Annotated in this window: 24 protein-coding genes; 10 read left to right on the top strand and 14 right to left on the bottom strand. The window is 73.2% G+C overall.

The annotated features are described in order from the left end of the window. The first annotated feature begins 3 nt into the window (after positions 1-3). Together EIY87_RS24280 and EIY87_RS24275 are read left to right on the top strand one after the other, a co-directional pair. Positions 4-666, top strand: coding sequence for a GntR family transcriptional regulator (locus tag EIY87_RS24280; RefSeq protein ID WP_225440014.1), 663 nt, complete (start codon positions 4-6; stop codon positions 664-666). After that, on the top strand, positions 666-1517 hold the full coding sequence (locus EIY87_RS24275) for an alpha/beta fold hydrolase (protein ID WP_125312103.1): 852 nt from the start codon (positions 666-668) through the stop codon (positions 1515-1517). The genes EIY87_RS24280 and EIY87_RS24275 overlap by 1 nt, the downstream gene beginning before the upstream one ends. On the opposite strand, the gene EIY87_RS24270 is transcribed toward EIY87_RS24275, so the two are convergent. The 3 genes from EIY87_RS24270 to EIY87_RS24260 all read right to left on the bottom strand — a co-directional run bounded on the left by EIY87_RS24270 (position 1491) and on the right by EIY87_RS24260 (position 3541). Further along, positions 1491-2486: a pirin family protein gene (locus EIY87_RS24270; protein ID WP_125312100.1), complete on the bottom strand. Its 996-nt coding sequence runs from the start codon at positions 2484-2486 to the stop codon at positions 1491-1493. The two genes, EIY87_RS24275 and EIY87_RS24270, sit on opposite strands and share 27 nt — an antisense overlap. Before the next feature lie 146 nt (positions 2487-2632). Continuing rightward, a complete protein-coding gene (locus EIY87_RS24265) occupies positions 2633-2923 on the bottom strand; it encodes a hypothetical protein (RefSeq protein ID WP_125312098.1) in 291 nt (96 codons plus the stop codon). 183 nt (positions 2924-3106) lie between these two features. Continuing rightward, complete coding sequence (locus EIY87_RS24260; RefSeq protein ID WP_125312096.1) at positions 3107-3541, bottom strand: single-stranded DNA-binding protein; 435 nt, start codon at positions 3539-3541, stop codon at positions 3107-3109. 517 nt (positions 3542-4058) lie between these two features. On the opposite strand from EIY87_RS24260, the gene EIY87_RS48430 reads away from it, so the two are divergent. Further along, positions 4059-4265 (top strand): hypothetical protein, encoded by a 207-nt coding sequence (locus EIY87_RS48430; RefSeq protein ID WP_225440013.1) that lies wholly within the window; start codon positions 4059-4061, stop codon positions 4263-4265. Positions 4266-4515: 250 nt separating this feature from the next. On the opposite strand, the gene EIY87_RS24250 is transcribed toward EIY87_RS48430, so the two are convergent. Further along, positions 4516-4953 (bottom strand): zinc ribbon domain-containing protein, encoded by a 438-nt coding sequence (locus tag EIY87_RS24250; RefSeq protein ID WP_125312094.1) that lies wholly within the window; start codon positions 4951-4953, stop codon positions 4516-4518. A gap of 155 nt (positions 4954-5108) precedes the next feature. On the opposite strand from EIY87_RS24250, the gene EIY87_RS24245 reads away from it, so the two are divergent. Continuing rightward, complete coding sequence (locus tag EIY87_RS24245; protein ID WP_125312092.1) at positions 5109-5534, top strand: nitroreductase/quinone reductase family protein; 426 nt, start codon at positions 5109-5111, stop codon at positions 5532-5534. Here the strand turns inward: EIY87_RS24245 and EIY87_RS24240 are convergent. From EIY87_RS24240 to EIY87_RS24220, 5 genes are all read right to left on the bottom strand, one after another. After that, complete coding sequence (locus EIY87_RS24240; protein WP_158641348.1) at positions 5531-7627, bottom strand: transglycosylase domain-containing protein; 2097 nt, start codon at positions 7625-7627, stop codon at positions 5531-5533. The genes EIY87_RS24245 and EIY87_RS24240 overlap by 4 nt on opposite strands. A gap of 54 nt (positions 7628-7681) precedes the next feature. Continuing rightward, positions 7682-8503 (bottom strand): ABC transporter permease, encoded by an 822-nt coding sequence (locus EIY87_RS24235; protein ID WP_125312089.1) that lies wholly within the window; start codon positions 8501-8503, stop codon positions 7682-7684. After that, positions 8463-9266, bottom strand: a complete 804-nt coding sequence (locus tag EIY87_RS24230) for an ABC transporter ATP-binding protein (RefSeq protein ID WP_158641347.1) — start codon at positions 9264-9266, stop codon at positions 8463-8465. The genes EIY87_RS24235 and EIY87_RS24230 overlap by 41 nt, the downstream gene beginning before the upstream one ends. After that, on the bottom strand, positions 9263-9703 hold the full coding sequence (locus tag EIY87_RS24225; protein ID WP_125312087.1) for a MarR family winged helix-turn-helix transcriptional regulator: 441 nt from the start codon (positions 9701-9703) through the stop codon (positions 9263-9265). Before EIY87_RS24225 ends, EIY87_RS24230 begins: the two co-directional genes overlap by 4 nt. A 275-nt stretch (positions 9704-9978) precedes the next feature. Next, on the bottom strand, positions 9979-10299 hold the full coding sequence (locus tag EIY87_RS24220; protein WP_125312085.1) for an ArsR/SmtB family transcription factor: 321 nt from the start codon (positions 10297-10299) through the stop codon (positions 9979-9981). 87 nt (positions 10300-10386) lie between these two features. Here EIY87_RS24220 and EIY87_RS24215 point away from each other — a divergent pair, with 87 nt between their 5' ends. From EIY87_RS24215 to EIY87_RS24200, 4 genes are all read left to right on the top strand, one after another. Next, a complete protein-coding gene (locus EIY87_RS24215) occupies positions 10387-11376 on the top strand; it encodes a zinc-dependent alcohol dehydrogenase family protein (RefSeq protein WP_125312083.1) in 990 nt (329 codons plus the stop codon). A gap of 226 nt (positions 11377-11602) precedes the next feature. Then, positions 11603-12160: a PspA-associated protein PspAB gene (pspAB, locus tag EIY87_RS24210; RefSeq protein ID WP_125312081.1), complete on the top strand. Its 558-nt coding sequence runs from the start codon at positions 11603-11605 to the stop codon at positions 12158-12160. A gap of 83 nt (positions 12161-12243) precedes the next feature. Further along, positions 12244-12654: a VOC family protein gene (locus tag EIY87_RS24205; RefSeq protein ID WP_125312079.1), complete on the top strand. Its 411-nt coding sequence runs from the start codon at positions 12244-12246 to the stop codon at positions 12652-12654. Positions 12655-12732: 78 nt separating this feature from the next. Next, positions 12733-13359 carry a hypothetical protein gene (locus EIY87_RS24200; RefSeq protein ID WP_125312077.1) on the top strand — a complete coding sequence of 209 codons (627 nt, stop codon included), beginning with the start codon at positions 12733-12735 and terminating at the stop codon, positions 13357-13359. Here the strand turns inward: EIY87_RS24200 and EIY87_RS48095 are convergent. Next, entirely contained in the window at positions 13278-13913 is a 636-nt protein-coding gene (locus EIY87_RS48095) for a hypothetical protein (protein WP_191984248.1), read from the bottom strand. The two genes, EIY87_RS24200 and EIY87_RS48095, sit on opposite strands and share 82 nt — an antisense overlap. Positions 13914-13988: 75 nt before the next feature. On the opposite strand from EIY87_RS48095, the gene EIY87_RS48090 reads away from it, so the two are divergent. Continuing rightward, positions 13989-14666, top strand: coding sequence for a GNAT family N-acetyltransferase (locus EIY87_RS48090; protein ID WP_191984247.1), 678 nt, complete (start codon positions 13989-13991; stop codon positions 14664-14666). Here the strand turns inward: EIY87_RS48090 and EIY87_RS24185 are convergent. Then, complete coding sequence (locus tag EIY87_RS24185) at positions 14663-15088, bottom strand: DUF2269 family protein (RefSeq protein WP_125312069.1); 426 nt, start codon at positions 15086-15088, stop codon at positions 14663-14665. The two genes, EIY87_RS48090 and EIY87_RS24185, sit on opposite strands and share 4 nt — an antisense overlap. Before the next feature lie 135 nt (positions 15089-15223). Here EIY87_RS24185 and EIY87_RS24180 point away from each other — a divergent pair, with 135 nt between their 5' ends. After that, entirely contained in the window at positions 15224-15580 is a 357-nt protein-coding gene (locus EIY87_RS24180; protein ID WP_125312067.1) for a hypothetical protein, read from the top strand. 101 nt (positions 15581-15681) lie between these two features. On the opposite strand, the gene EIY87_RS24175 is transcribed toward EIY87_RS24180, so the two are convergent. The 3 genes from EIY87_RS24175 to EIY87_RS24165 form a co-directional block, all read right to left on the bottom strand. Then, complete coding sequence (locus EIY87_RS24175; RefSeq protein ID WP_125312065.1) at positions 15682-17118, bottom strand: APC family permease; 1437 nt, start codon at positions 17116-17118, stop codon at positions 15682-15684. Positions 17119-17203: 85 nt separating this feature from the next. Further along, entirely contained in the window at positions 17204-18481 is a 1278-nt protein-coding gene (locus EIY87_RS24170) for a sensor histidine kinase (protein WP_125312063.1), read from the bottom strand. Between the two features lie 551 nt (positions 18482-19032). Beyond that, the gene (locus tag EIY87_RS24165; protein ID WP_125312060.1) at positions 19033-20463 is read right to left on the bottom strand and encodes a carboxylesterase/lipase family protein; all 1431 of its coding nucleotides are present in this window, start codon (positions 20461-20463) and stop codon (positions 19033-19035) included. Positions 20464-20561 lie beyond the last annotated feature (98 nt).

Genomic DNA, 20561 nt, shown 5'->3' with positions numbered 1-20561 from the left:
TACATGATCAGCGCGTCCTCGGGAAGACCGGTCACGAAGTCCCAGCTGGCCTACGAGACGATCAAAGCCCGGATCCTCGACGGGAGCTACGGCCCGGGCTACCGGCTGGTGCTGGACCAGATCGGCCGGGAACTCGACGTCAGCGCGGTGCCCGTCCGGGAAGCCCTGCGCCGGCTCGAGGCCGAAGAGCTGATCCAGTTCGAGCGCAACGTCGGCGCCCGGGTGACCGCCATCGATCCCGTCGCCTACCAGCACGCGATGCAGACGGTCGCCATCGTCGAGGGCGCCGCCACCGGCCTCGCCGCGCCGCTGCTCACGCCGGACGCGCTGGCGCGGGCCCGCGCGCTCAACGACCGGATGCGCCGCAGCCTCGCCGAGTTCGACCCGCTGGCGTTCACCGCGCTGAACGCCGAGTTCCACGAGGTGCTGTTCGGCGCGTGCCCCAACCCGAACCTGGTCGACCTGGTTCAGCGCTGCTGGACCCGGCTCGCCGCCGTCCGCGACAGCACGTTCGCCTCCGTGCCGGGGCGGGCGCCGGAGTCGGTCGAAGAGCACGATCGGCTGCTCGCGCTGATCGAGGGCGGTGCCGGGCCGGACGAGGTCGAGCGCTTCGCCCGCGAGCACCGGCTGGCCACGCTGGAGGCCTACCTCGCCCGGACCCGCTGATGGCTTCGCACGGCTTCGCCGCGCCGGACGGGACCGCGCTCGCCGTCCACCTGTCCGGCAGCGGGGCCGAGCCGCCGGTGGTGTGCCTGCCCGGCGGGCCGATGCGGGCCGGCGCCTACCTCGGCGATCTCGGCGGGCTGAGCGCGTACCGGCGGACCGCCGTGCTGGACCTGCGCGGCACCGGCGACTCCGCCGAGCCGGTGGACCCGGGCACGTACCGGTGCGACCGCCAGGTCGAGGACGTCGAGGCGCTGCGCAAGCACCTCGGCCTCGACCGCTTCGACCTGCTCGGGCACTCGGCCGGGGCGAGCCTCGCCGTCCGCTACGCCGAGCGGTACCCGGAGCGCGTGCAGCGGCTCGCGCTCATCACGCCGAGCCCGCGGGCCGTCGGCTTCGAGCTGCCGGTCGCCGAACGACGGCGGATCATGGCGCGGCGGGCCGGCGCGCCGTGGTTCGAGGCCGCGGCCGCCGCCTACGAGTCCATCGCCACCCGGACGGCGACCCGCGCCCACTGGGCCGCCTTCGCCCCGCTGTACTACGGCCGCTGGGACGATGCGGCCCGGCGGCACCAGGCCACCGAACCCGGTCAGCGCAACGGCGCGGCCGCCCGGCTGTACAACGCCCCCGGCGCCTTCGAACCCCCGGTGACCCGTGCCGCGCTCGGCTCCGTCACCGCCGAGGTGCTCGTGCTGGCCGGCGAACTGGACTGGATCGTCAGCCCCGCCGTCGCCGCCGACATCGCCGCGCTCTTCCCGCACGGCCGGACCGTCGTGCTGCCCGGTGCGGCGCACTACCCGTGGCTGGACGACGCGGCCGCGTTCGCCTCAGCCGTGGGCGGTTTCCTGGCCTGACGCCGGGTTGCGGCGCGGCTTGATGCGGACCGCGGGCAGCGCCGGCGCGGGCAGCCGCTCGCCCGGGTAGCCCGTGACGCTGCCGAACTGGTCCGAGCCCGCTTCCCAGGCCTCGCGGAAGGTCGCGATCTCTTCGTGGGTGCGGCCCACGAAGTTCCACCACATGAGGATTTCTTCCTCGAACGGGGTGCCGCCGAGCAGGAGGAACCGGGCCGGGGTGGCCCCGCGGTTGCTGAGGGTCAGGCTGCGGACGCCGATGCCCACGTAGCCCAGCTCGGCCGCGCGGACACGGGTGCCGGCCACGTCGACGTCGCCGGTGTCGACGAGGACGCCGTGCTCGAAGCGGGGGTCGACGCCGAGGGACATGTGGGCGTCCGGGCTCAGGACGATCTCCGCTCCGAGCAGCGGGGTGAACGTCGGGATCGGGGACGTGCGCCCGGCCAGCGAGCCGAGGAACACCCGGATCTCGGCCCCTTCGATCCGGTTCACCGAGGGCACGTAGTGGTCGAAGGCGCGGGCCGTGTGCCGGTGCCGCTCCGGCAGCGCCACCCAGAGCTGGACGCCGTGCAGGGTTTTCGTGGCCGGGGTCGAGACCTCCGAGTGGCAGATGCCGTTGCCGCCGGTCATCAGGTTCAGCTCGCCGGGGCGGACCATCGCGTGCGTGCCGAGGCTGTCGCGGTGCTCGATTTCGCCGGCGAAGAGCCAGCTCACCGTCTGGAGGCCGGTGTGCGGGTGCGGGGCGACGTCCATCTTGGCGACTTCGTCGGGGCCGTAGTGGTCGGCGAAGCACCAGGCTCCGATGAGGGAGCGGGAGCGCTGGGGGAGGGTGCGCCGGACGCGCATCGCGCGGGGGCCGCCGAGGGGGACATCGCGCGGGGTGAGGACCTCGACAGCGGGGCTGTCGGGGTCGGTGGCCGTGGGGCGGTCGGCGCAGGCGAGCTCGGCCGGGGTGGCCTCGGTGTTGCTCATGTCCGCCACGGTAGTCGCGGTGGCCGTGGGTGGCGCCGGGTGTGGGTGGGCTGGTGCCGGGTCGCCGGATGGGGTGCGGCGGCCGGCTGCCCGCCGGGGCGGGGGCGTTTGCTTTCTGGAGTTGTCAAACAGCTACCCGAGCGCCGTCAGGCGGCCGGGCGGTGCTTCTCGGTCAGGACGGCTTGGCCCGCCGTCGTCAGGATGGCCGGGACCAGCTCGCCGGGGCGGCCGGGGCGGGACGGGCGGACCAGGCCCTGGTGGGCCAGTGCGTGGGCGGAGAACTGGTCGCCGCACGAGAGGCCGTCGATGAACAGGTCCGGTTCGCTGCTGCACGACACCAGGCCCCGGCCCGCGGCCACCGCTCTCAGCATCGCGCGCATCCGGTGGTTGAGCTCGGGGCGTGCCTCCGGTGATCCGGTGTTCTCGTCGCCGCTCATCTCGGTCCCTCCCGCTCGTGGTTCGGCCTCGTCCTACCTGTGCGTCGAACCGGGGGAGCGGATTTCGACAACACACCCGGGTTCGGTCCGGCCTGAGCGCACCTTCATCGTCACCGCCGCTGATCCAGTTCGGCTCGAAACCCCGTCGACGGGCGTTCGGACGCCGGGCGCGAACGGATGGGGTCAGAACGGCGGGCTTCCCGCGGCCACCGGTTCCGGGGTCCACGTGCTGCTGCCCCCGGTGCCGGTCTGGCGGCTGAGCTTGGTCACCTTGGCCGTCGCGTAGCGCAGCGACGGGCCGAGCTCGTCGACGTCCAGCTCCATCACCGTGCGCTTCTCGCCTTCCTGCGTGTCGTACGACCGCTGTCTCAGCCGGCCGTGCGCGATCACGCGCGTGCCGCGCAGGAGGGACTCCGCCGCGTTTTCCGCGTACTGCCGCCACACGCTGCAGCGCAGGAACACCGGGTCGCCGTCGCGCCATTCGCCGGACTCGCGGTCGAGCTGCCGCGGGGTGGACGCGATCGTGAAGTTCGCGACCGCCGCGCCGGCCGGGGTGAACCGCAGTTCCGGGTCCGCCGTCAGGTTTCCGACCACCGTGACCATCGTTTCGCCCGCCATCGGGCTCTCCTTCCGCTCGGGGTGCGGGGTGCACCGCTCTTGCCGTCGAGGAGAGCACGGGGGTCCGACAATTCCGGGCCGGGCGACGAGGTGCCGGGGCCCGGCCGGGCTGGTTTGCTGCCGCCATGCCGACGGCGTTTCAGAAGGAGCTGGTCACGCTCGCCCACCGGCTGGCGGACCTGTGCGCGCTCGTCGCGATCGCGCTCGAAGAGGCCACGCGCTCGGTGCTGGAAAGTGACCACACGCTGGGCGGACGCGCTCGCGAAGAGGTGGCGGTGGTGGCCGCGCTCGGGGCCGCGTGCGAGGAGCAGGCGGGGGCGCTGCTGGCGCTGCACGCGCCGCGGGAGGAGGAGGTGAAGGCGGTGCTCGCCGCTGTGCACGTCGCCGGAGAACTCACTCTTATGGGTGGACTTGCGCGGGAGGTCGCGGACGCGCGGGGAGTGGTGCCGGAACCGGTGCGGCCCGCGGTGGCGCGGTTGGGGCGCAGGCTGCTTCGGTCGCTCGGGCGCTGCGGGAGTTGCTTGGTGGCGGGGTCGGGGACGCGGTCGCGCTGGCCGGGGTGGCCGAGCGGGAGCTGCGGGAGTGGGCCGGTGGGCCGGAGTGGCCGTACGGGGTGCGGGCCGCGGTGGATGTCGTGCTGCTCGGGGCCGTCTACGCGCGGTTCGTGGCGGTGGCGGCTCGCGTGGCCCGGCGGGCTGCCGGGTTCGCGCCGGTCGGGGTTTAGCTGCGGCGGGTGACGAGCGGGCGCGGCGGTGTTGCCCGGTGGGCCGTTGGGCCGTTGGGTTCGCGCCGGTCGGGGCTTAGCTGCGGCGGGTGGCGGGCGGGTGCGGTGGTGTTGCGTGGCAGGCTGCCGGGTTCGCGTCGGTCGGGGTTTAGGCGCGGCGGTGTTGCCCGGCGGGCTGGTGGTTCGCGCTGGCCGCGGCGGATGACGGGCGGGCCTGCCGGTGTCCGGCAGGCCCGCGTCCGCGGACGGCTTACTGGCCCTGCTGGGGGAACTGGCCCGGCTGCGGGAAGCCCTGCGGCTGCGACGGGTGCGGTGGCTGGAAGCCCTGCGGTGCCGGGAAACCCTGGGGCTGGGAGGGGTGCGGGGACTGGAATCCCTGCTGCCCGGAGTCCTGCCCCGGCGGGAAACCCTGCGACGGGTGCGGCGGGTACCCCGACGGCGGCTGGGACTGGCTCTCCTCCTGCGCCTGCAGGCGGACCGCGTCCTCCTTCGGGATGCGGTTCTCGATGCCGCAGAAGGTGCACTGCGCGGTGTACTTGACGCCGATCGGGAAGAGCGGGATGAAGAACAGCGTGAACTTCGTGACCGCCTTGCGGACCGCGTGCGAGGCGGGGTTGCCGCAGCGGCCGCACAAGAACGTCGTCATCGCCAGCACGTAGATCCGTGTTCGCCAGCCCCAGATCAGCATCGGTGTTCTCTCTCTTTCGGTCCGTGTTCGCCGCAGCCTCGCACACCGGTCCCGCGCCGCGTGGCGGTTTTCGGGAACTGGTCCGGACCAGGAGCGGGCAAAGGGGACATCGGGGCCGAAGGGTGCCGGGTGGCTCGGCGGGCTAGATTGGGCGCATGCCGAGCGACCGCGTCCTGAAGACGATGAACGCCGTGCACCGCGGCCTGATCAAGCTCACCGGCGGGCGGGTCGGGTGGCAGGCCGGCATGCCCGTCCTGGAGCTGACCACGGTCGGGCGCAAGAGCGGGCAGCCGCGGACCGTGCTGCTGACCTCGCCGCACCAGGAGGGCGACGTGCTCGTCGTCGTGGCTTCGCGCGGTGGGGACGACACGCACCCGGCGTGGTTCCTCAACCTGCGCGACCAGCCGGACGTCGAGGTGTCGCTCAAGGGCGCGCCGAAGCGGCCGATGCGCGCGCGGGTCGCGAACGCCGAGGAGCGCGCGAAGCTCTGGCCGAAGATCGCCGGTGACTTCAAGAACTACGCGCAGTACCAGACGAAGACCGAGCGCGAGATCCCGCTCGTCTTCCTCGAACCGCGCTAGCCGCGCGCCTGCAGGTACGCCGGGTCCGGGCCGGGGATCGGCTGGTCGGGCACGCCGGCCAGCAGCTGGTTCATGGCGTGGAAGTAGGGCGGCGCGGCGACCGTGCCGCCGAACGCGCCGTGGCCGCAGTCGCCGAGGTGGACCGGGGTGCCCGGGCAGATCTCGCGCGGGTGCGGCCCGTCGGCGAAGACCATGGACGACACCGCGTAGCCGTCCACGCCGCCGACGAACGCGACCGATTCGCTCTGCTGGGTCGTGCCCGTCTTGCCGATGTCGGGGCGGGTCCAGCCGGCCGCGCGGGCGGCCTGGGCCGACGTGCCGTCCGTGGTGTCCTTGCTCAGGCCGGCTTCGAGGGTGTTCGCCACACCCGTCGGGATGACCTGCTCGCACGCCTGCTGCCGCACCGGCACGGCGTTCCCGTTCCGGTCGGTCACCGACAGGATCGGGTCCGGCGGGCACCAGACGCCGCCGCTCATCAGGGTCGCCGAGACGTTCGCCATCTCCAGCGGGCTGACCGGGCTGTTGCCGAGGGTGAACGACAGCAGGTTCTGGAAGTACTTCGACTGCGGCTCGCTGTACTGCGGGTTGCTCGAACTCGGATCCGGCACCGCGCCGGCGTCGTTGGTCGCGAGGGTGTTGCGCAGCCCGAGCTTGTACGCCATGTCGAGCACGGCGGGCATCCCGACCTGGCTCTCCAGCCCGACGAACGCGACGTTCGGTGACGTCGCCAGCCCGTCGGCGAGGCTGATCGGGTCGGCGTAGTGGCCGTCGTTGTGGACGGTGTAGCACGACGAACGCGAGTCCGGGACCGGGAAGCACTGGCTGTCCGGGTTCGGCAGCGGCGTGTCCAGGCCTGCCTTGCCGGTGACGAGCGCCGCGGCCGAGGTGAAGATCTTGAACGACGAGCCGGCGCCGAACTCGTTGCTCGCGTCCGCGACGATGTCGGTGGACGTCTCGCCGCGCGCCGGATCCGTGCCGTAGTTCCGGTTGGCGACCATCGCGAGCACCTGGTGCCCGGCCGAACCCGGCTGCACCACGGCGAAGGTGTTCGCGACGCCGTCCTGCGTGGTCGGCACGTTCGCGTCGACGGCGTCCTTCGCCACCTGCGAGACACGCGGGTCGAGCGTCGTCTTGATCGTGTACCCGCCGGTGGCGAGCTGGTCCGCGGTGAACCCGGCGCGCACGAGGTAGCTTTCCGTGTAGGCGCAGAAGAACCCCGCGTCCGGCGCCGCGCCCAGGCAGGTGCCGGACGGTGTCACCGGCCCGTCCGGCAGCAGCCCGAGCGGTGCCGTTTTCGCCGTCGCCGCGTAGGACGCGGGGATGGAGCCGTTGGTGACCATGTCGTCGATGACGAGGTTGCGCCGCTGCAGCGCCTTTTCCGGGTGCGTGTACGGGTTGTAGACGGTGGGGTTGTTCACCATTCCGGCGAGCAGCGCGGCCTGCGGCACGGTCAGTTTGTCCGCTGTCGTCCCGAAATACGCTTTCGCCGCCGCGCCCACCCCGTACACGGTTCCGCTGAATTCGACCACGTTGAGGTAATCGGCCAGGATGTCGTCCTTGCTCATCGTGTCGTTGAGCTGGACGGCCATTTTCGCTTCGCGCAGCTTGCGGGCGAGTGAATCCTCGCGATCGGCCTGCTGGGCCGCCGGATCGGTTCGGTCGACGACGTTGATCAGGTAGTTCTTGACCAGTTGCTGGGTGAGCGTCGACGCGCCCTGCAGCGCGCCGCCGGTGCTGTCGTTGATCGCCGCGCGCAGGGTTCCTTGCAGGTCGACGCCGCCTTCGGCGTAGAAGCGGCGGTCCTCCACGCCGATGATCGCGGCCTTCATCGTCGTCGCGATCCCGGCCGCGGTGACCGGGAGGCGGTACTGCGCGTAGAGCGTCGCGATCGGGGTGCCGTCGCGGTCGGTCACGGTCGTGGTGAGCGGGGGATCGGCCGCCGCGAGCTGCGCGGAAATGGTGTCCACCGAATCGCTCACCTGATTCGACAGCAGTCCCGCGCCGATGGCGGCGGGCGCCACCGTGCCCGCCACCAGTATTCCGGCGAGAACGCACAATCCGGCCAAAGAGAACACGCCTGGGCGACCATTCACGAAACCGAGGTTAGCCAGCCGGGAATGAAGCTTCCGTTCGGTGAGAGATGGGCCTCACCGGGCCAACCTGCCGAGCAAAGCCGAAGCGACCGAAATCGCCACCGCCGTCGCCGCGGCCAGCACGCCGAAGTCGAGGCCGAGGTGGGCGGGCGTGCCGATCAGCAGGCCGCGCAGCGCGTCCACCTGGTAGCTCAGCGGGTTGACGTGGCTGAGCACCTTCAGCCAAGACGGCATCAGGTCCACCGGGTACAACGCGTTGGAGCCGAAGAACAACGGCATCGTGATCGCCTGCCCGATGCCCATCAGCCGTTCGCGCGACAGCACGATCCCGGCGATCACGATGGACAGGCAGCAGAAGAACGCCGACCCCAGCACGAGCACGACGGCCATCGCGAGCAGCTTCAGCGGGTTCGCGGTCAGCCCGACGCCGAGCACCGCGGCGAGCACCAGCACCATCAGCGCCTGCACCAGCGCGCGGACCCCGGCGGCGAACGCCTTCCCGGCCACGAGCGCCGCCCGCGGGGTGGGCGTCACCAGGAGCTTGGCGAGCACACCCGCGTCGCGCTCCCAGATGATCTGGATGCCGTAGAAGATCGCGATGAACAGCGCCGACTGCGCGAGGATGCCCGGCGCGAGGTAGTCCAGGTACGGCGTCGAGCCGGTCGGGATCGCCTTCAGCCGGGTGAACGTCTCCCCGAAGATCAGCAGCCACAGCGCGGGCTGGATCGCGCGGGTGAGCAGCTCGGTCTGGTCGCGGCGCAGTTTCTGCAGCTCCACCAGGCACATCGCGCCGACGCGGGCGGCGAGCACGCGCAGCCGGCCGAGCGGGCCGGGGTCAGCCGAGACGGCGGGCGGTGCGGCGAGTGGCACGGACACCTCGGATCCCTCCTTCGTCGCTTTCGAGGCGGTTCCCGGTCGCGGCGCGGAACACGTCGTCCAAAGTGGACTCCGGACCGAGGTCCGCCTCCAGCTCCGCCGGGGTGCCCAGCGCGCGGATCCGCCCGGCGTGCATCAGCGCGACGCGGTCGCAGTACTGCTCGGCCTCGTCCATGTAGTGGGTCGTGACGAGCACGGTCATGCCGGTCGCCGCGCGGATTTCGGCGATGCGGTCCCACACCGACGAGCGGGCGACCGGGTCGAGGCCGATCGTCGGCTCGTCGAGGACGAGCAGCCGCGGCGAGCTGACCAGGGCCTGGGCCAGCTCGAGGCGGCGGATCATGCCGCCGGAGTACGTCTTGGCCGTGCGGTCGGCGTCGGCGTCCAGCCCGACCAGCTCCAACGCGCTCCGCACCTGCCGCGGGCGTTGCGCCCGGGGGACGTCGAAGAGCCGGGCGAACAGCGCGACGTTTTCGCGGCCGGTCAGCGCGCCGTCGGCGGACAGCTGCTGCGGGACGTAGCCGATCAGCCGCCGCACGGCCATCCGGCGGCGGGCGACGTCGACGCCGAAGACCGTGATCCGTTCCGGCGCCGTGGGCAGCAGCGTGGTGATCATCCGGAGGGTGGTGGTCTTGCCCGCGCCGTTCGGGCCGAGCAGGCCGAACACCTCGCCCGCGCGGATCTCCAGGTCGACGCCGTCGACCGCGCGGGTGGTGCCGAACGAGTGGCTCAGCCCGGTGCAGCGCACCGCGGGTTCGGTCATGGCTGCTCCTTCAGGACGCCCATGAGTTTTTCCAGCGCCGGCAACGCGTTCTCGATGGCTTCGAGGTCCTCTTCGGATAGCGCGGTGAGGGCTTCGGCGACGAGCCCGGTCCGGGCGCGCCGCCACGACGCCATCCGGTCGCGCGCGGCATCGGTGATCTCCAGCCGGGCCGCGCGCCGGTCGGCGGGGTCGGGTTCGCGGCGCAGCAGCCCGGCGTCGGCGAGCTGGTTGACCAGCGTGCTGACCGAGTTGCCGGCCAGGTGCAGCTCGCGCGCGGCCGCGGCGACGCCGATGCCGGGGTGGTCGGCCACCACGCGCAGGACTTCGACCTGCGCGCCGGGCAGCGGGAAGCCGGGCACTTCGGCGCGCACCCGGCGGCGCACCACGCGGCGGATCCCCTGGACGGCGCCCAGCAGCCGGTCGGCGAGTTCGGTCATGCCGCCAAAGTAGCTCTGACTCAGAGCTGTTAGCAACGCTAAATGTCTGGTTGGGGCGGATGCTCCCGGATCAGCGCGCGGCTTCGGGAGCCGAGGTAAGCCTGCTTCGCGTCGCGAAGGGTCCTTTCGCGACGCCCGCCGGCGGGCGGTTCCGCGAAGATGCCGGACCGGCCGGTGGCAGAGCGCCTGGCCGCGTGGTCTGCCCGCGTCTCCGGGATGTCGTGAAAGGGCCATTCATGTCGTCTGGTGAGGTGAAAGGGTCGTTCACGGCATGATCAGCGGGCGGCTTCGGCGAGGGCCAGGTCGAGCAGGCCGGGGAAGCGGGCGTCGAACTCCTCGCGGCGCAGCGCGTTCAGCCGCTGCGTGCCGCTGTCCCACTGCTTCAGCAGGCCGGCCGCGCGGAGGATCTTGAAGTGCCGGGACGCCGCTGGCTTGCTGACCGGGGGCATGATCGCGCCGCACGACTGGCCGGGCTCGCGGGCGAGGGCGGCGACCATGGCCAGCCGGTGCGGGTCGCGGAGGGCTTCGAGGGCCGCGCTGAACGGGACGTCGTCGAGGGCCGGGTGGTCCAACGGGGTCGCGGTGCGGCTGGCCATGCTCCGAGTATCCCTTGGTTGCCGGGACGCGCGGGCCTGTGCCATGGTCGATGTTAGCCATTTGGTTAACATGAGGGAGGTTCCCTGGTGCGCGTCTACCGTCCCGAGACGGGCAAGCTGGTCCGCCGCGACGAACCGGAGCCCGAACCGCAGCGCGGGGAAGTGCTCGTCCGCGTGCGGGCGACGTCGCTGAACTACCGCGACCTGCTCATCCTCGACGGCGAGCACTTCACCACCGGGCCGGGCGGGCTGATCCCGTTGTCCGACGCCGCGGGCGACGTCGTGGCGGTGGGGGCGGGCGTCACGCGGTTCGCGGCCGGCGACCGGGTGCTCGGGAACTTCCACTCGCACTGGATCGCCGGACGGCTGCCGGAGACCCTCGTCGGCTACGGGAACGGCCAGGACGGCTGGCTCGCCGAATACCGTGCCGTGCCGGAACACGCGCTCGTCGCGCTGCCCGATTCGCTCACCTACGAACAAGGCGCGACGCTGCCGTGCGCCGCGGTCACCGCGTGGACGTCGCTCGCCGGCGTGCGGCCGGGCGACGTCGTGCTGACCCTCGGCACCGGCGGTGTCTCCCTGTTCGCCCTGCAGCTCGCCAAGCAGTTCGGTGCGCGCGTGGTCGCGACGACGTCGAGCGCGGCGAAGGCGGCCAAGCTGACCGGACTCGGTGCGGACGCGGTGATCGACTACCGCGCGACGCCGGAGTGGGGCCAGGCCGTCCTCGACGCTACCGGCGGCCGGGGCGCGGACCGGATCGTCGAGGTCGGCGGGCCGGGCACGTTCGCGCAGTCGCTCGTCGCGGCCGGGACGCACCACGCCGAGATCGCGCTCGTCGGGTTCGTCGGCGCGGACGGGCCGCCGGTCGGCTTCATGGACCTGTTCCGCAGCGGGGCGAGTCTCCGGAAGATCTGGGTCGGCAGCCGCGAGGACACCGAAGACCTCCTCCGGTGGCTCGCCGTGCGACCGCTGGAACCGGTCGTCGACAGCGTTCACCCGTTCGACGACGCGGACGGGGCGTTCGAGCGGTTCCGGAGCCGCCGGAACCTCGGGAAGGTCGTCATTTCCGTGGCGTGAGGTGAAAGGGGTACCGCTGATCGGCTGAACCTGACCCGGAGTGACCGTTCGGCGGCGAAGTGCTGCCGTTCGCCGCGTGACCGCGGGGTTCCGGGCCGGAACCCCGCGGCGCGGGCGCATGCTGTCCTTTCCGACCCCGGTGTCCCCGCGCCTGACGTCCACTGTGGACACTGCCAGTGCGCCCGGCCCGGCGGTCCCTTCTCGACCGGAGATAGGACACATCGTCGTGACCCTGCTGGACAGCAAGCTCGTCCGGTGCTGGACGTCCCGCCCGCACCTGCAGTCCCTCTACACCCTCGCCGCCGCGGCCCCGCGGATGCGCGCCGCCCTGGGCCTCGCGCCCACCGGCGGCGGCACGGTCGGCTTCAAGGTGGACGGGGACGCGCTGGCCCGCACCGAAGCGGAGCTGCTGGCCGCGACGTCGGCCCGGCTGCCGGTGCACCCGCTGGTGACCCAGGACCTGAACGGCCGGTCGACGGTGCGGTGCTGGCGCCGCAACCGCGACCTGCGCGTGCTGACCGGTGACCTGGTCGACGTCGCGGACCGCCTCTCGCGGGCCGGCTACGGCGGCTGCCTGCGCTTCGCGACCGTCGAGTTCGGCGAGCAGACCGGCCGCCTCGACCGGAAGCTCGCCCTGGTGTACCTGTTCGACCGCGGCACGTTCCACACCGCGCCTGCCCCGGGCACCCGGCCCCTCGACCGCGCGCTGGAACTGCGCGCGCGGGCCGCGCTGCACGGCGCGTTGCCGCTCGAACCCGATGCGCAGCGCCGGTTCGTGCTCTGACGGGTGACGCTGAAAATCCGCCGATTGGCGCTGTCCCCGGGTTCTGCGAGGATGCTGCTCTCTGCCGAGCGAAGGAGATGGCCGTGGCTTCTCGTCTCAACCCGTACCTGAGCTTCCGCGACGACGCGCGGCAGGCGATGGAGTTCTACAAGAGCGTCTTCGGCGGCACGCTGACGGTGAACACGTTCGGGGAATTCGGTTCACCCGAAGGGGCGGACGCGGACAAGATCATGCATTCCCAGCTGGAGACCGACAAGGGCTTCACGCTCATGGCGGCGGACACCCCGGCCGGGATGGAGCACAAGCCGGGCACGAACATCACGGTCAGCCTCAGCGGCGACGACGCCGACGACCTGCGCGGCTACTGGGAACAGCTGAGCGACGGCGCGACCGTGACGGTTCCGTTCGAAAAGCAGATGTGGGGCGACGAATTCGGCGCGCTCGTCGACAAGTTCGGCATTCCCTGGATGGTCAACGTGGTCCAGGGGTCGTAGCGGACCGTTGCAGCGGGCGCCGTCGTCGGTGACGATGAGGTGACGGCGCCTGCGAGGCGCCGGGCCGAAGGAGGCCCGATGGCGGGTACCCCGTGGATGTGCGCGCAGTGCGGCGCGGTCAACGACCCCGGCGCCGGGCGCTGCGGCACCTGCTCGGGCCTGGCTCCGGGCCGCGCCCGCGCGCGGGCGCTGTGGGTGCTGCTGACGCTGATGGTGGTCGCGGGCGTCGCGGTGGGCGGCGTCCTGCTGTTCACCGGGCACCCGAAACCCGAGCCGGCCGCGTCCGGGCCGTTCCCGGCGTACACGACGCCCTCACTGCCCACGACCAAGACCGTCGTCACCACCGCCGAGGCGCTCACGCCGCCGTCCACCCCGACCACGTCGGCCACGCCGGAGGGGAAACCGTGCCCGGGTGACGCCGCGCGGTACCTGCCCGGCGGCCAGGGGACCGCGCTGCTTGTCGGGCAGACGGCCAAGTCGCTGATCACGATCTGCCGGACGCCCGACGGCCGCGTCTTCTACGACGGCCAGGCCCGTGGGCAGGCGGCGTCGGGCGACACCCACATCACGCTGCCCGCCGAGGCCTCGGGCGACGGCTTCGTCGCGGTGAACGGTGCCTACCGCTACGAGGTGGGCGGCGGCAGGCTGGTCGTGTCGGCCGGGTCCGAAGTGCTGTCCGACGAGCCGCTGACCCCCGTCGGCTGAGCGCCGATCGCCTCGATCGCGGCCAGCGGTTCCGCGTCGAACCCGAGGTCGAGACGCATCTTCGCGCGCAGGAGGCGGTAGCCGCGCTGGCCGGCCGTCCACAGGACGCGGTCGTCGGCGCCGGTGTTTTCGGGGTCCATCAGCCGGGTGGCCAGCCGCATCCGCGGCAGCACCGCCTCGCTGACGAGCTCCCGGATCGGTTCCGGCGCGTGCAGCGCGACCGCGCCGAGCGCGTGCTGGGTTTCGCTCCGCACCTCGCGCAGCTCGGCGATCTGGTCCTCATCGACGGGTTTGCCGAGCTCGCGGGTCCGGAGCGTCCGGAACAGGACCATGTCGAACGCCTCCAGGACGCCGAGGAGCTCGGCGTAGGCGCCGGCGCGGGTCTCGTGGGTGCGGGCTTCCCGCTCGCGCTGCCACCGGCGCTCTTCACGAGCGGTTTCCTCGGCCATCCGCTTGGTTTCGCGCCGGCCCGAGAGCACCTGGGTGGTGAGCACCCCGGCCAGGCCGAGCAGTGCGACGACGATCGGTATCCACACCGGGACCTGGGAACCCACGAGCGCACCCTACCGGCGGCGCTCAGGATGTGGGACCGGTGCCGCCGCGGCCGCCCGGGCAGGGATCCTGGTGCTATGGCTTCTCCGCTCGACAACCCGGCGCTGGCGTCCCTGACCGGGCCGCACGCCCGCTTCGCCGAACAGCGCGGCCGGGTGCTGCGCTACCCCGAAGACGTCGCTCCCTTCCTCGCCCTGCCGGACGATCCCGGCGAGCGGGACTGGCTGGACGTCGCCGAGCTCGCCGGGCCCGGGGAGACCGTCGTGCTCGCCGCGACCACCGCGCGGCCGCCGTCCGGCTGGGAGGTGCTCGGCGTGACGCCGGGTGTCCAGCTCGTGGACGAAGGCGTCGCGGCCGCGACGGAGCCGGAGGCCGTGCGGCTGGGGCTCGCCGACGTGCCCGAGATGCTCGACCTCGTCGAGCGGACGAAGCCGGGGCCGTTCCGGAAGCGGACCGTCGAACTCGGCACGTACCTGGGGATCCGGCGCGGCGGCGCGCTGGTCGCGATGGCAGGCGAGCGGCTGCACCCGCCCGGCTACACCGAGATCAGCGCGGTCTGCACGGACCCGGCCCACCGCGGGGAAGGCCTGGCGACGCGGCTGGTGCTCGCCGTGGCGGCGGGGATCCGCGACCGCGGCGAGACGCCGATGATGCACGCCGCCGCGAGCAACACCGCCGCGATCCGGTTGTACCTCTCACTCGGGTTCGCCCTGCGGAGCCGGCCGGACTTCGTCGCGGTCCGCGTGCCCGGCTAGGCACCCGTCGAGGAGCCCGGCCGCACGATCATCAGGACCGTCACGGCCGCCCACAGCAGGTTGAACACGCCCGTGACCATCGCGAGGCGGCTCAGCTTGTCCGAAGTGGACTCCCCGGCCAGCAGCCGTTTCTGGCGCGGCAGCACCAGAAACGCGAGGACTGCGGCCGCGACGGCGGTCAGGCCGATCGAGGTGAGCAGCCACGGGTCGCCCATGACGTGCATGGTGCCCGCGACACCGAACCCGAACACCGGGACGGCGATGGCGGCGTACGCGTAGACGCGGCAGATCCGGTGCAGCATCGCCGTCACCTTGGCCTCGCCCTTCCGGACGGCGGCGGGGAACATGCTGGCCGCGACGGCGACCGGCCCGACGGCCAGCACCGCCGCCAGGACGTGGACCGAGAGCAGGAATTTCGACACGCGGAGAACCTACTGGGCCACGCGGCGGCCCGGGAGTGGCTGGAATGCCAAGAACCACCGGGTTCCGGCCAACCTCGCCGGGATGTCGAATCCGGCGGTTCCCCTTCGACGAACAGGTAGCGAAAGGGGACCACGATGACCACCACGACCTGCCCTGCCACCCGGGTCCGCAGCCTGCCGGTCCTGCTCGCCACCGAAGACGACGCCGAGGACATGGGCCTGCTGGCGCCCGACGACCGCCTGACCTGCCACGTGCACGGCCGGTGGATCCACCAGTGCGTCGCGTCGCCGGCGCACGTCAGCCCGGTCACCCGGCACCGCTGGTGCCGCGGCTGCCGGACCGAACTGTCCGTCGCGGTGGACGAGCTGACCCTGGCCGTGAGGATGTCCTGCCCGCGCTGCGGCGGCGGTGCCAGCGCGGCGACCGCCCGGCTGACCGCCGCCTGCCGGGCGAGCCTGGCCGCCGAACGCGACATCCGCCGCGCGGCCTGACGGAAGCGCCCCAAGGCGGCCTTGGTTGCGTCAGACGCACCGAAGGCCGCCTTGGGTGCGTGAGACGCACCGAAGGCCACATTGGGGCGCTTGAGGCTGGGTCAGCGCGGGACGGGTTCGGTGTCGAGACCGAGCTCGTCCAGGCCCGCGTAGACGTCCGGACGCCGGCGGCGCAGCCAGGCCGCGAGGGCCAGCCCGGCGATCGCCGCCACCGCGAGCAGCCAGGGCAGCAGCGCGATCGCGGGTGCTTCGGAGCCGGCGAGCGTGGGGAAGTTGACGATAGCCAGCGCCGTCACGGCGACCAGGCCGAGCCCGCCGAGGCCGGGGGCGAGCGCGGTGCGCCACAGCCGGGGGTCGCGCCGCCTGCGGAAGAACGCGACCACGGCGATCCCGGCCAGCGCCTGCAGGGTGATCACGCCGAGGGTGCCGATGCCGGTCATGCTGGCGGTGAGGTCGGCGAGGGGGTCCAGCCCGGCCAGCGCGTACACCGCCGCGATCAGCGTCGCCAGGCCGATCTGCGTCCCGCTGGCGACGTACGGTGCTCCGTTCGCCGCGTTCGTCCGGCCGAGGACGGCGGGCAGCACGCGGGTGCGGCCGAGCGCGAACAGGTACCGCGTCGCGGAGTTGTGCAGCGCGAGCAGCGCCGCGAACAGGCTGACGACCAGCAGCAGCATCATCACGTCGGTGAGGAACGAGCCCAGGTACGTCCGGCTGATCGAGAAGACGAGGTCCCCGGTCGCGAGGTGGTCCTGCGCGGTCCGCCCGGCCTGCGCGACGCTCGTCGCGCTGACGATCGCCCACGTCGTGACCGCGGCGAACACGCCGATCAGGACGATCGCGGTGTAGGTCGCGCGGGAGATCGTCCGGTGCGGGTCGCGCGCCTCTTCGCTGAACAGCCCGGTGGCCTCGAAGCCGACGAAAGCGTTGAAGGCGAACAGGAACGCGATCCCGATCGAGCCCGAGAAGACGACGCCGGGCGCGAACGCCTGGACGTCCAACCCGGTCCGGACCGCCACCGCGACGTCCAGGACGAGCAGGATCGACACCTCGAGGACGAGCGAAACCCCGAGCACCTTGGCGCTGACGTCGACCCCGCGGCGGCCGAGCGCGAACACCGCGACGGCGGACGCGAGGCTCCACAGCTGCCACGGCGTGTGCCGGCCGAAGACCTGCTCGACGACGTTCGCGGTGAAGAAGCCGCTCGTCCCGACCGCGCCGGCGACGAAGCAGTTGTAGCCCAGCAGCGCGATGAGGGCGGCGACGAGGCCCATCGGGCGCCCGAGCCCCTTGGTGACGTAGACGTAGAAGCCGCCCGCGCCGGTGACCACTTTGCTCATCTGCGCGTAGCCGACGCCGAAGAGCACGAGGATCAGCGCGGCGAGCAGGAACGCGCCGGGCATGCCGCCGCCGTTGCCGAGCGCGATGCCCAGCGAGGCGATGACGACGATGCCGGTGAGCGGCGCGACGGCGGCGAGGACGAGGAAGACGACGCCCGGTGTGCCCAGCGCGTCGCGGCGCAGGGAGCCCGATTCGGCCATGGGGTTGCTCCTCCCGCAGGGATTGTCCGGGCATGGTGCGCCCCGGCCGTGGCGGGAGTCTTGTGCCGCAGCGCAGAACCGTTGCCTAGCCCGGCACCCACATCGTCACGCGGGTGCCGCGGCCCGGCTGCGAGTCCACGGTGCCGTGCCCGCCGACCTCGGCCAGCCGGGCCACGATGGACTGGCTGATGCCGAAGCCCGGCGGCCGGTCGCGGACGTCGAAGCCCTGGCCTTGGTCGCGGGCCACCACGGCGATCCCGCCGTCGCGTTCCTCCACCCGGAGCACGACCTGCTTGGTCCCGGAGTGCTTCACGGTGTTGCGCAACGCCTCCCGGACCGCTTCGACCAGCGCGGTGCGGCGGTCGGAGGAAACCTTGTGGTCGTCGGCGAAGTCCGCGGCGACCAGCTGCGTGCGCAGGCCGTCGCGGGCCAGTTCGGTGGCGACGTCGGCGAGTTCGACCGCGAAGCTGCGCGTCGGGCCGGTCGGCACCGGCTCGGTGATCCGGCGGCGCAGGTCGGCCGCCTCCGCCTTGGCGACCGAGCGGAGTTCGGCCAGCCGGGTGACGGCCTGGGCCTGGTCGCCGGGCGCCGAAATGGCCAGCGCTTCGAGCGTCTGCAGCACGCTGTCGTGCATGATCCGCCGGGTCCGGCGGCGTTCGGCCTCGCGCCCGCGCCGCAACCCGATGTCCACCGCGAACCGGGTGCCGACGCCGAGCAGGATGAGGATCGAGACGGCGAGCACGATCGCCACCGCCAGCGCGACCAGGCAGCCGATCGACCGCGTCATGGCGAGCTGGTTGCCGAGCGGGAGACCACCCGCGACGGTCAGCGCGGCCCGCAACGGCACGGCCGCGGCGAACAGCCACAGCGCGGCGGGCAGCCCGGACGTGCCCGCCCACATGGCGACCGCGCCGACCAGCCAGGTCCACGCCACGTCGACCGCGAACGGCTGTACCGCGGGCGGCGCCGTCATGGCCACGACGAAGTTCAGCAGGACGCCGACGGCCAGGTCCAGCCCGAGGGCGCGGGTCGTGATGCGGGCCCGCAGCCCGCCGGACCGCAGCACCCAGACCACCGCGGCGCTGTTGGAGAGCACCGCGAACGCGGTCGCGCCCAGCACCGGCCCGAGCCCGAGCCCGCCGTTGGCGGTGGCGAACCCGATGAACACCTTGACGAACGCGGCGATCCGGTAGGCGAGCGGCACGACGACCCAGTAGCGCGAAGCACGCGCGAGCGTCGCGTCCCCGACCGCGGTGAGGTCACCGTCGTCGGCGACGGGGCCGGCCGGTTCCGCGGGTGTGCCACTGCGCAACAGCGTGCGGACGAAGGCGCGCGGCGGTGCGGCAGAGCCCGCCTCGGGCATCGGTGGTCCCCAATCATCCGGCCGTCCGGGCGGCCTGAGCCTGGCAGCGCGGCGGGGGAGCCGTCAACTGTCCGGGGCCGGAGTCCAGCCCGGTGGAGCAAGGGGCGCGACGGGTTCGTGACCTTGGGGCGCTCGATCACCGGGTGGTCGGCGAGCGTGGGTAGGGCGGGCTTGGGCGCGGGGCCGGCTCGCGGTGTGCGGGTGGGGCGGCGCCGGGCAGGCCGGTCGCCGCGGCTGCCCGGCGCGGGGGAATGCGCTGAGCGGGCGGCAGCGCCGCGTCGGTGGGGTTGCGGCGGTTGCCCGGGCGCGGGAAATGCACCGGGCAGGCGTGGGCGGGTTCCGGCGCGCGGGCTGGGCGGGTGGGGCGAGAGACCGGGCGGCTTCGCGGTGTGCGGGTGGGGCGGCGCAGCTTCGGCGGACCGGCGGGTTGCGGCGCCGGGCGGTGGGGCGCGCCGCTTGCCCGGGGCGGGGGAATGCGAGCCGGGTGCGGGTGGGGCGGCGCCGGTCGCCCCGGGTGCCCGGCGCGCGGGAATGCGCCGGGCGGGCGGAACTCAGTACGCGTGGAACACCGTGTCCTCGCCCGCGTACTCCGGCCACCCCGGCGAGCCCGTCGTGGCGAAGCGGTGCCACGCGGTGTTCAGCTCGGTGGCCAGTTCCTGTGGCGGGTTCTCGCCGAGCAGGCCGCGCGGGCCCGGGACCGCGGCCAGTGCGTCGAACACGAACGGGAGCTCGAGGCCGTGGCAGGCTCCCAGCCTGCCGTCGAGCAGCGGGGAGCCCCACTCGAACTCGTAGCGGAACGTGCGGCCCGTGTGGTTGTCGGCCAGGTCGCGGACGCCGTCGCGGAAGACCAGGTCGGTGAGGGCGTCGACGAGGACCTGGCCGGCCGGGGCGCCGGAGCCGAGGCCGTACGCGTGCAGGACGCCGGCCGGGTCCGGGTGGGACACCGCGAGTGAGGCGATCGCCTGGTCGTCGGTGACCGCTTCCAGGGCGCCGGTGGGGACCAGGTAGAGGCGCATCTCCTCGCTGCAGCTGCCGGCGATCAGGTCGACGTCGCGGCCGGCGCCCGCGCGGATCGCCTTGGCCGGGTGGTGGGGGAGGACGTCGTCGCCGATCACCGGGAGGAAGGGGCTCAGGCCGTAGCCGCGGTCGTAGCCCAGCGCGTCGCGCAGGTCGGGGGCGCCGCCGGGGCGCAGGACCGCGTCCTGGGCGTCGAGGAGCTGCTCGGTCGACACCTTCCGGAACGCCTCCGCGGTGGGTTCGACCTTCAGCTCGTCGGCGACGACCCGGGCCAGCCGCCGGGCCTGGACGCCGTCGCGGACCATGTCGGGGTGTCCGCTTTGGACGATCGCGCACCGGAAGAGGCCCGGCGAGAGCGGGGAGCCGAGCAGGCAGGCGACAGAGACCGCGCCCGAGGCCGCGCCGAAGAGGGTGACGTTGGCGGGGTCGCCGCCGAAGCCCGCGATGTTCTCCCGGACCCAGCGCAGTGCGGCGAGCTGATCGCGCAGCCCGAGGTTGGTGGTGCCGCCGTCCAGCGGGAGGAAGCCGTCGATGCCGAGCCGGTACTGGACGGTCACCAGCACCGCGCCGGCGCGGGCGAACGCCGTGCCGTCGTAGGCCGCGGCCGAGCCGGTGCCGCCGAGGAACGAGCCGCCGTGGACGAACACCAGCACCGGCAGCGCGGCGGCGCCCGGCTGCGGCGTCCAGACGTCGACCGTCAGGTACTCCGGGCCCGGCCGCCAGCCGGTGCCGGCGAGCGGGGTCAGGTCCAGGCCGGGGACGTCGTGGCGGCGCTGCGGCGCGGTCGGCCCCGGTCTTCTCGCGTCACGGACTTCTTCCCACGGTGGCGCGGGGACCGGCTCGGCGAAGCGCAGGTCGCCTTCGGGCGCGGCGGCGTACGGGACGCCGCGGAAGAGCGCGACGCCGTCGGCGGTGACCTGACCGCGGACCGCGCCGGAAGTGGTGGGGACGACCGGGTCGGTCATGCGGGGGATCCCTTCGTGGCACACCGGAGGAGGAGCCCCGACAGCCTAGGACCGCGGACCGGTCGCCGTCATGGTCGATCGTCCCCGCCGTTGTCGCG

The organism is Amycolatopsis eburnea (assembly GCF_003937945.1).
In the GTDB taxonomy this organism is placed as follows: domain Bacteria; phylum Actinomycetota; class Actinomycetes; order Mycobacteriales; family Pseudonocardiaceae; genus Amycolatopsis; species Amycolatopsis eburnea.
Note: the sequence above shows the minus strand (reverse complement) of the source record. Positions and strands in the feature narration are given on the sequence as shown.

Coding starts and splice junctions, on each gene's coding strand:
- EIY87_RS24280 (WP_225440014.1), top strand. CDS start 4: ATGATCAGCGCGTCCTCGGGAAGACCGGTCACGAAGTCCCAGCTGGCC.
- EIY87_RS24275 (WP_125312103.1), top strand. CDS start 666: ATGGCTTCGCACGGCTTCGCCGCGCCGGACGGGACCGCGCTCGCCGTC.
- EIY87_RS24270 (WP_125312100.1), bottom strand. CDS start 2,486: ATGAGCAACACCGAGGCCACCCCGGCCGAGCTCGCCTGCGCCGACCGC.
- EIY87_RS24265 (WP_125312098.1), bottom strand. CDS start 2,923: ATGAGCGGCGACGAGAACACCGGATCACCGGAGGCACGCCCCGAGCTC.
- EIY87_RS24260 (WP_125312096.1), bottom strand. CDS start 3,541: ATGGCGGGCGAAACGATGGTCACGGTGGTCGGAAACCTGACGGCGGAC.
- EIY87_RS24250 (WP_125312094.1), bottom strand. CDS start 4,953: ATGCTGATCTGGGGCTGGCGAACACGGATCTACGTGCTGGCGATGACG.
- EIY87_RS24245 (WP_125312092.1), top strand. CDS start 5,109: ATGCCGAGCGACCGCGTCCTGAAGACGATGAACGCCGTGCACCGCGGC.
- EIY87_RS24230 (WP_158641347.1), bottom strand. CDS start 9,266: ATGACCGAACCCGCGGTGCGCTGCACCGGGCTGAGCCACTCGTTCGGC.
- EIY87_RS24225 (WP_125312087.1), bottom strand. CDS start 9,703: ATGACCGAACTCGCCGACCGGCTGCTGGGCGCCGTCCAGGGGATCCGC.
- EIY87_RS24220 (WP_125312085.1), bottom strand. CDS start 10,299: ATGGCCAGCCGCACCGCGACCCCGTTGGACCACCCGGCCCTCGACGAC.
- EIY87_RS24200 (WP_125312077.1), top strand. CDS start 12,733: ATGGCGGGTACCCCGTGGATGTGCGCGCAGTGCGGCGCGGTCAACGAC.
- EIY87_RS48090 (WP_191984247.1), top strand. CDS start 13,989: ATGGCTTCTCCGCTCGACAACCCGGCGCTGGCGTCCCTGACCGGGCCG.
- EIY87_RS24180 (WP_125312067.1), top strand. CDS start 15,224: ATGACCACCACGACCTGCCCTGCCACCCGGGTCCGCAGCCTGCCGGTC.
- EIY87_RS24175 (WP_125312065.1), bottom strand. CDS start 17,118: ATGGCCGAATCGGGCTCCCTGCGCCGCGACGCGCTGGGCACACCGGGC.
- EIY87_RS24170 (WP_125312063.1), bottom strand. CDS start 18,481: ATGCCCGAGGCGGGCTCTGCCGCACCGCCGCGCGCCTTCGTCCGCACG.
- EIY87_RS24165 (WP_125312060.1), bottom strand. CDS start 20,463: ATGACCGACCCGGTCGTCCCCACCACTTCCGGCGCGGTCCGCGGTCAG.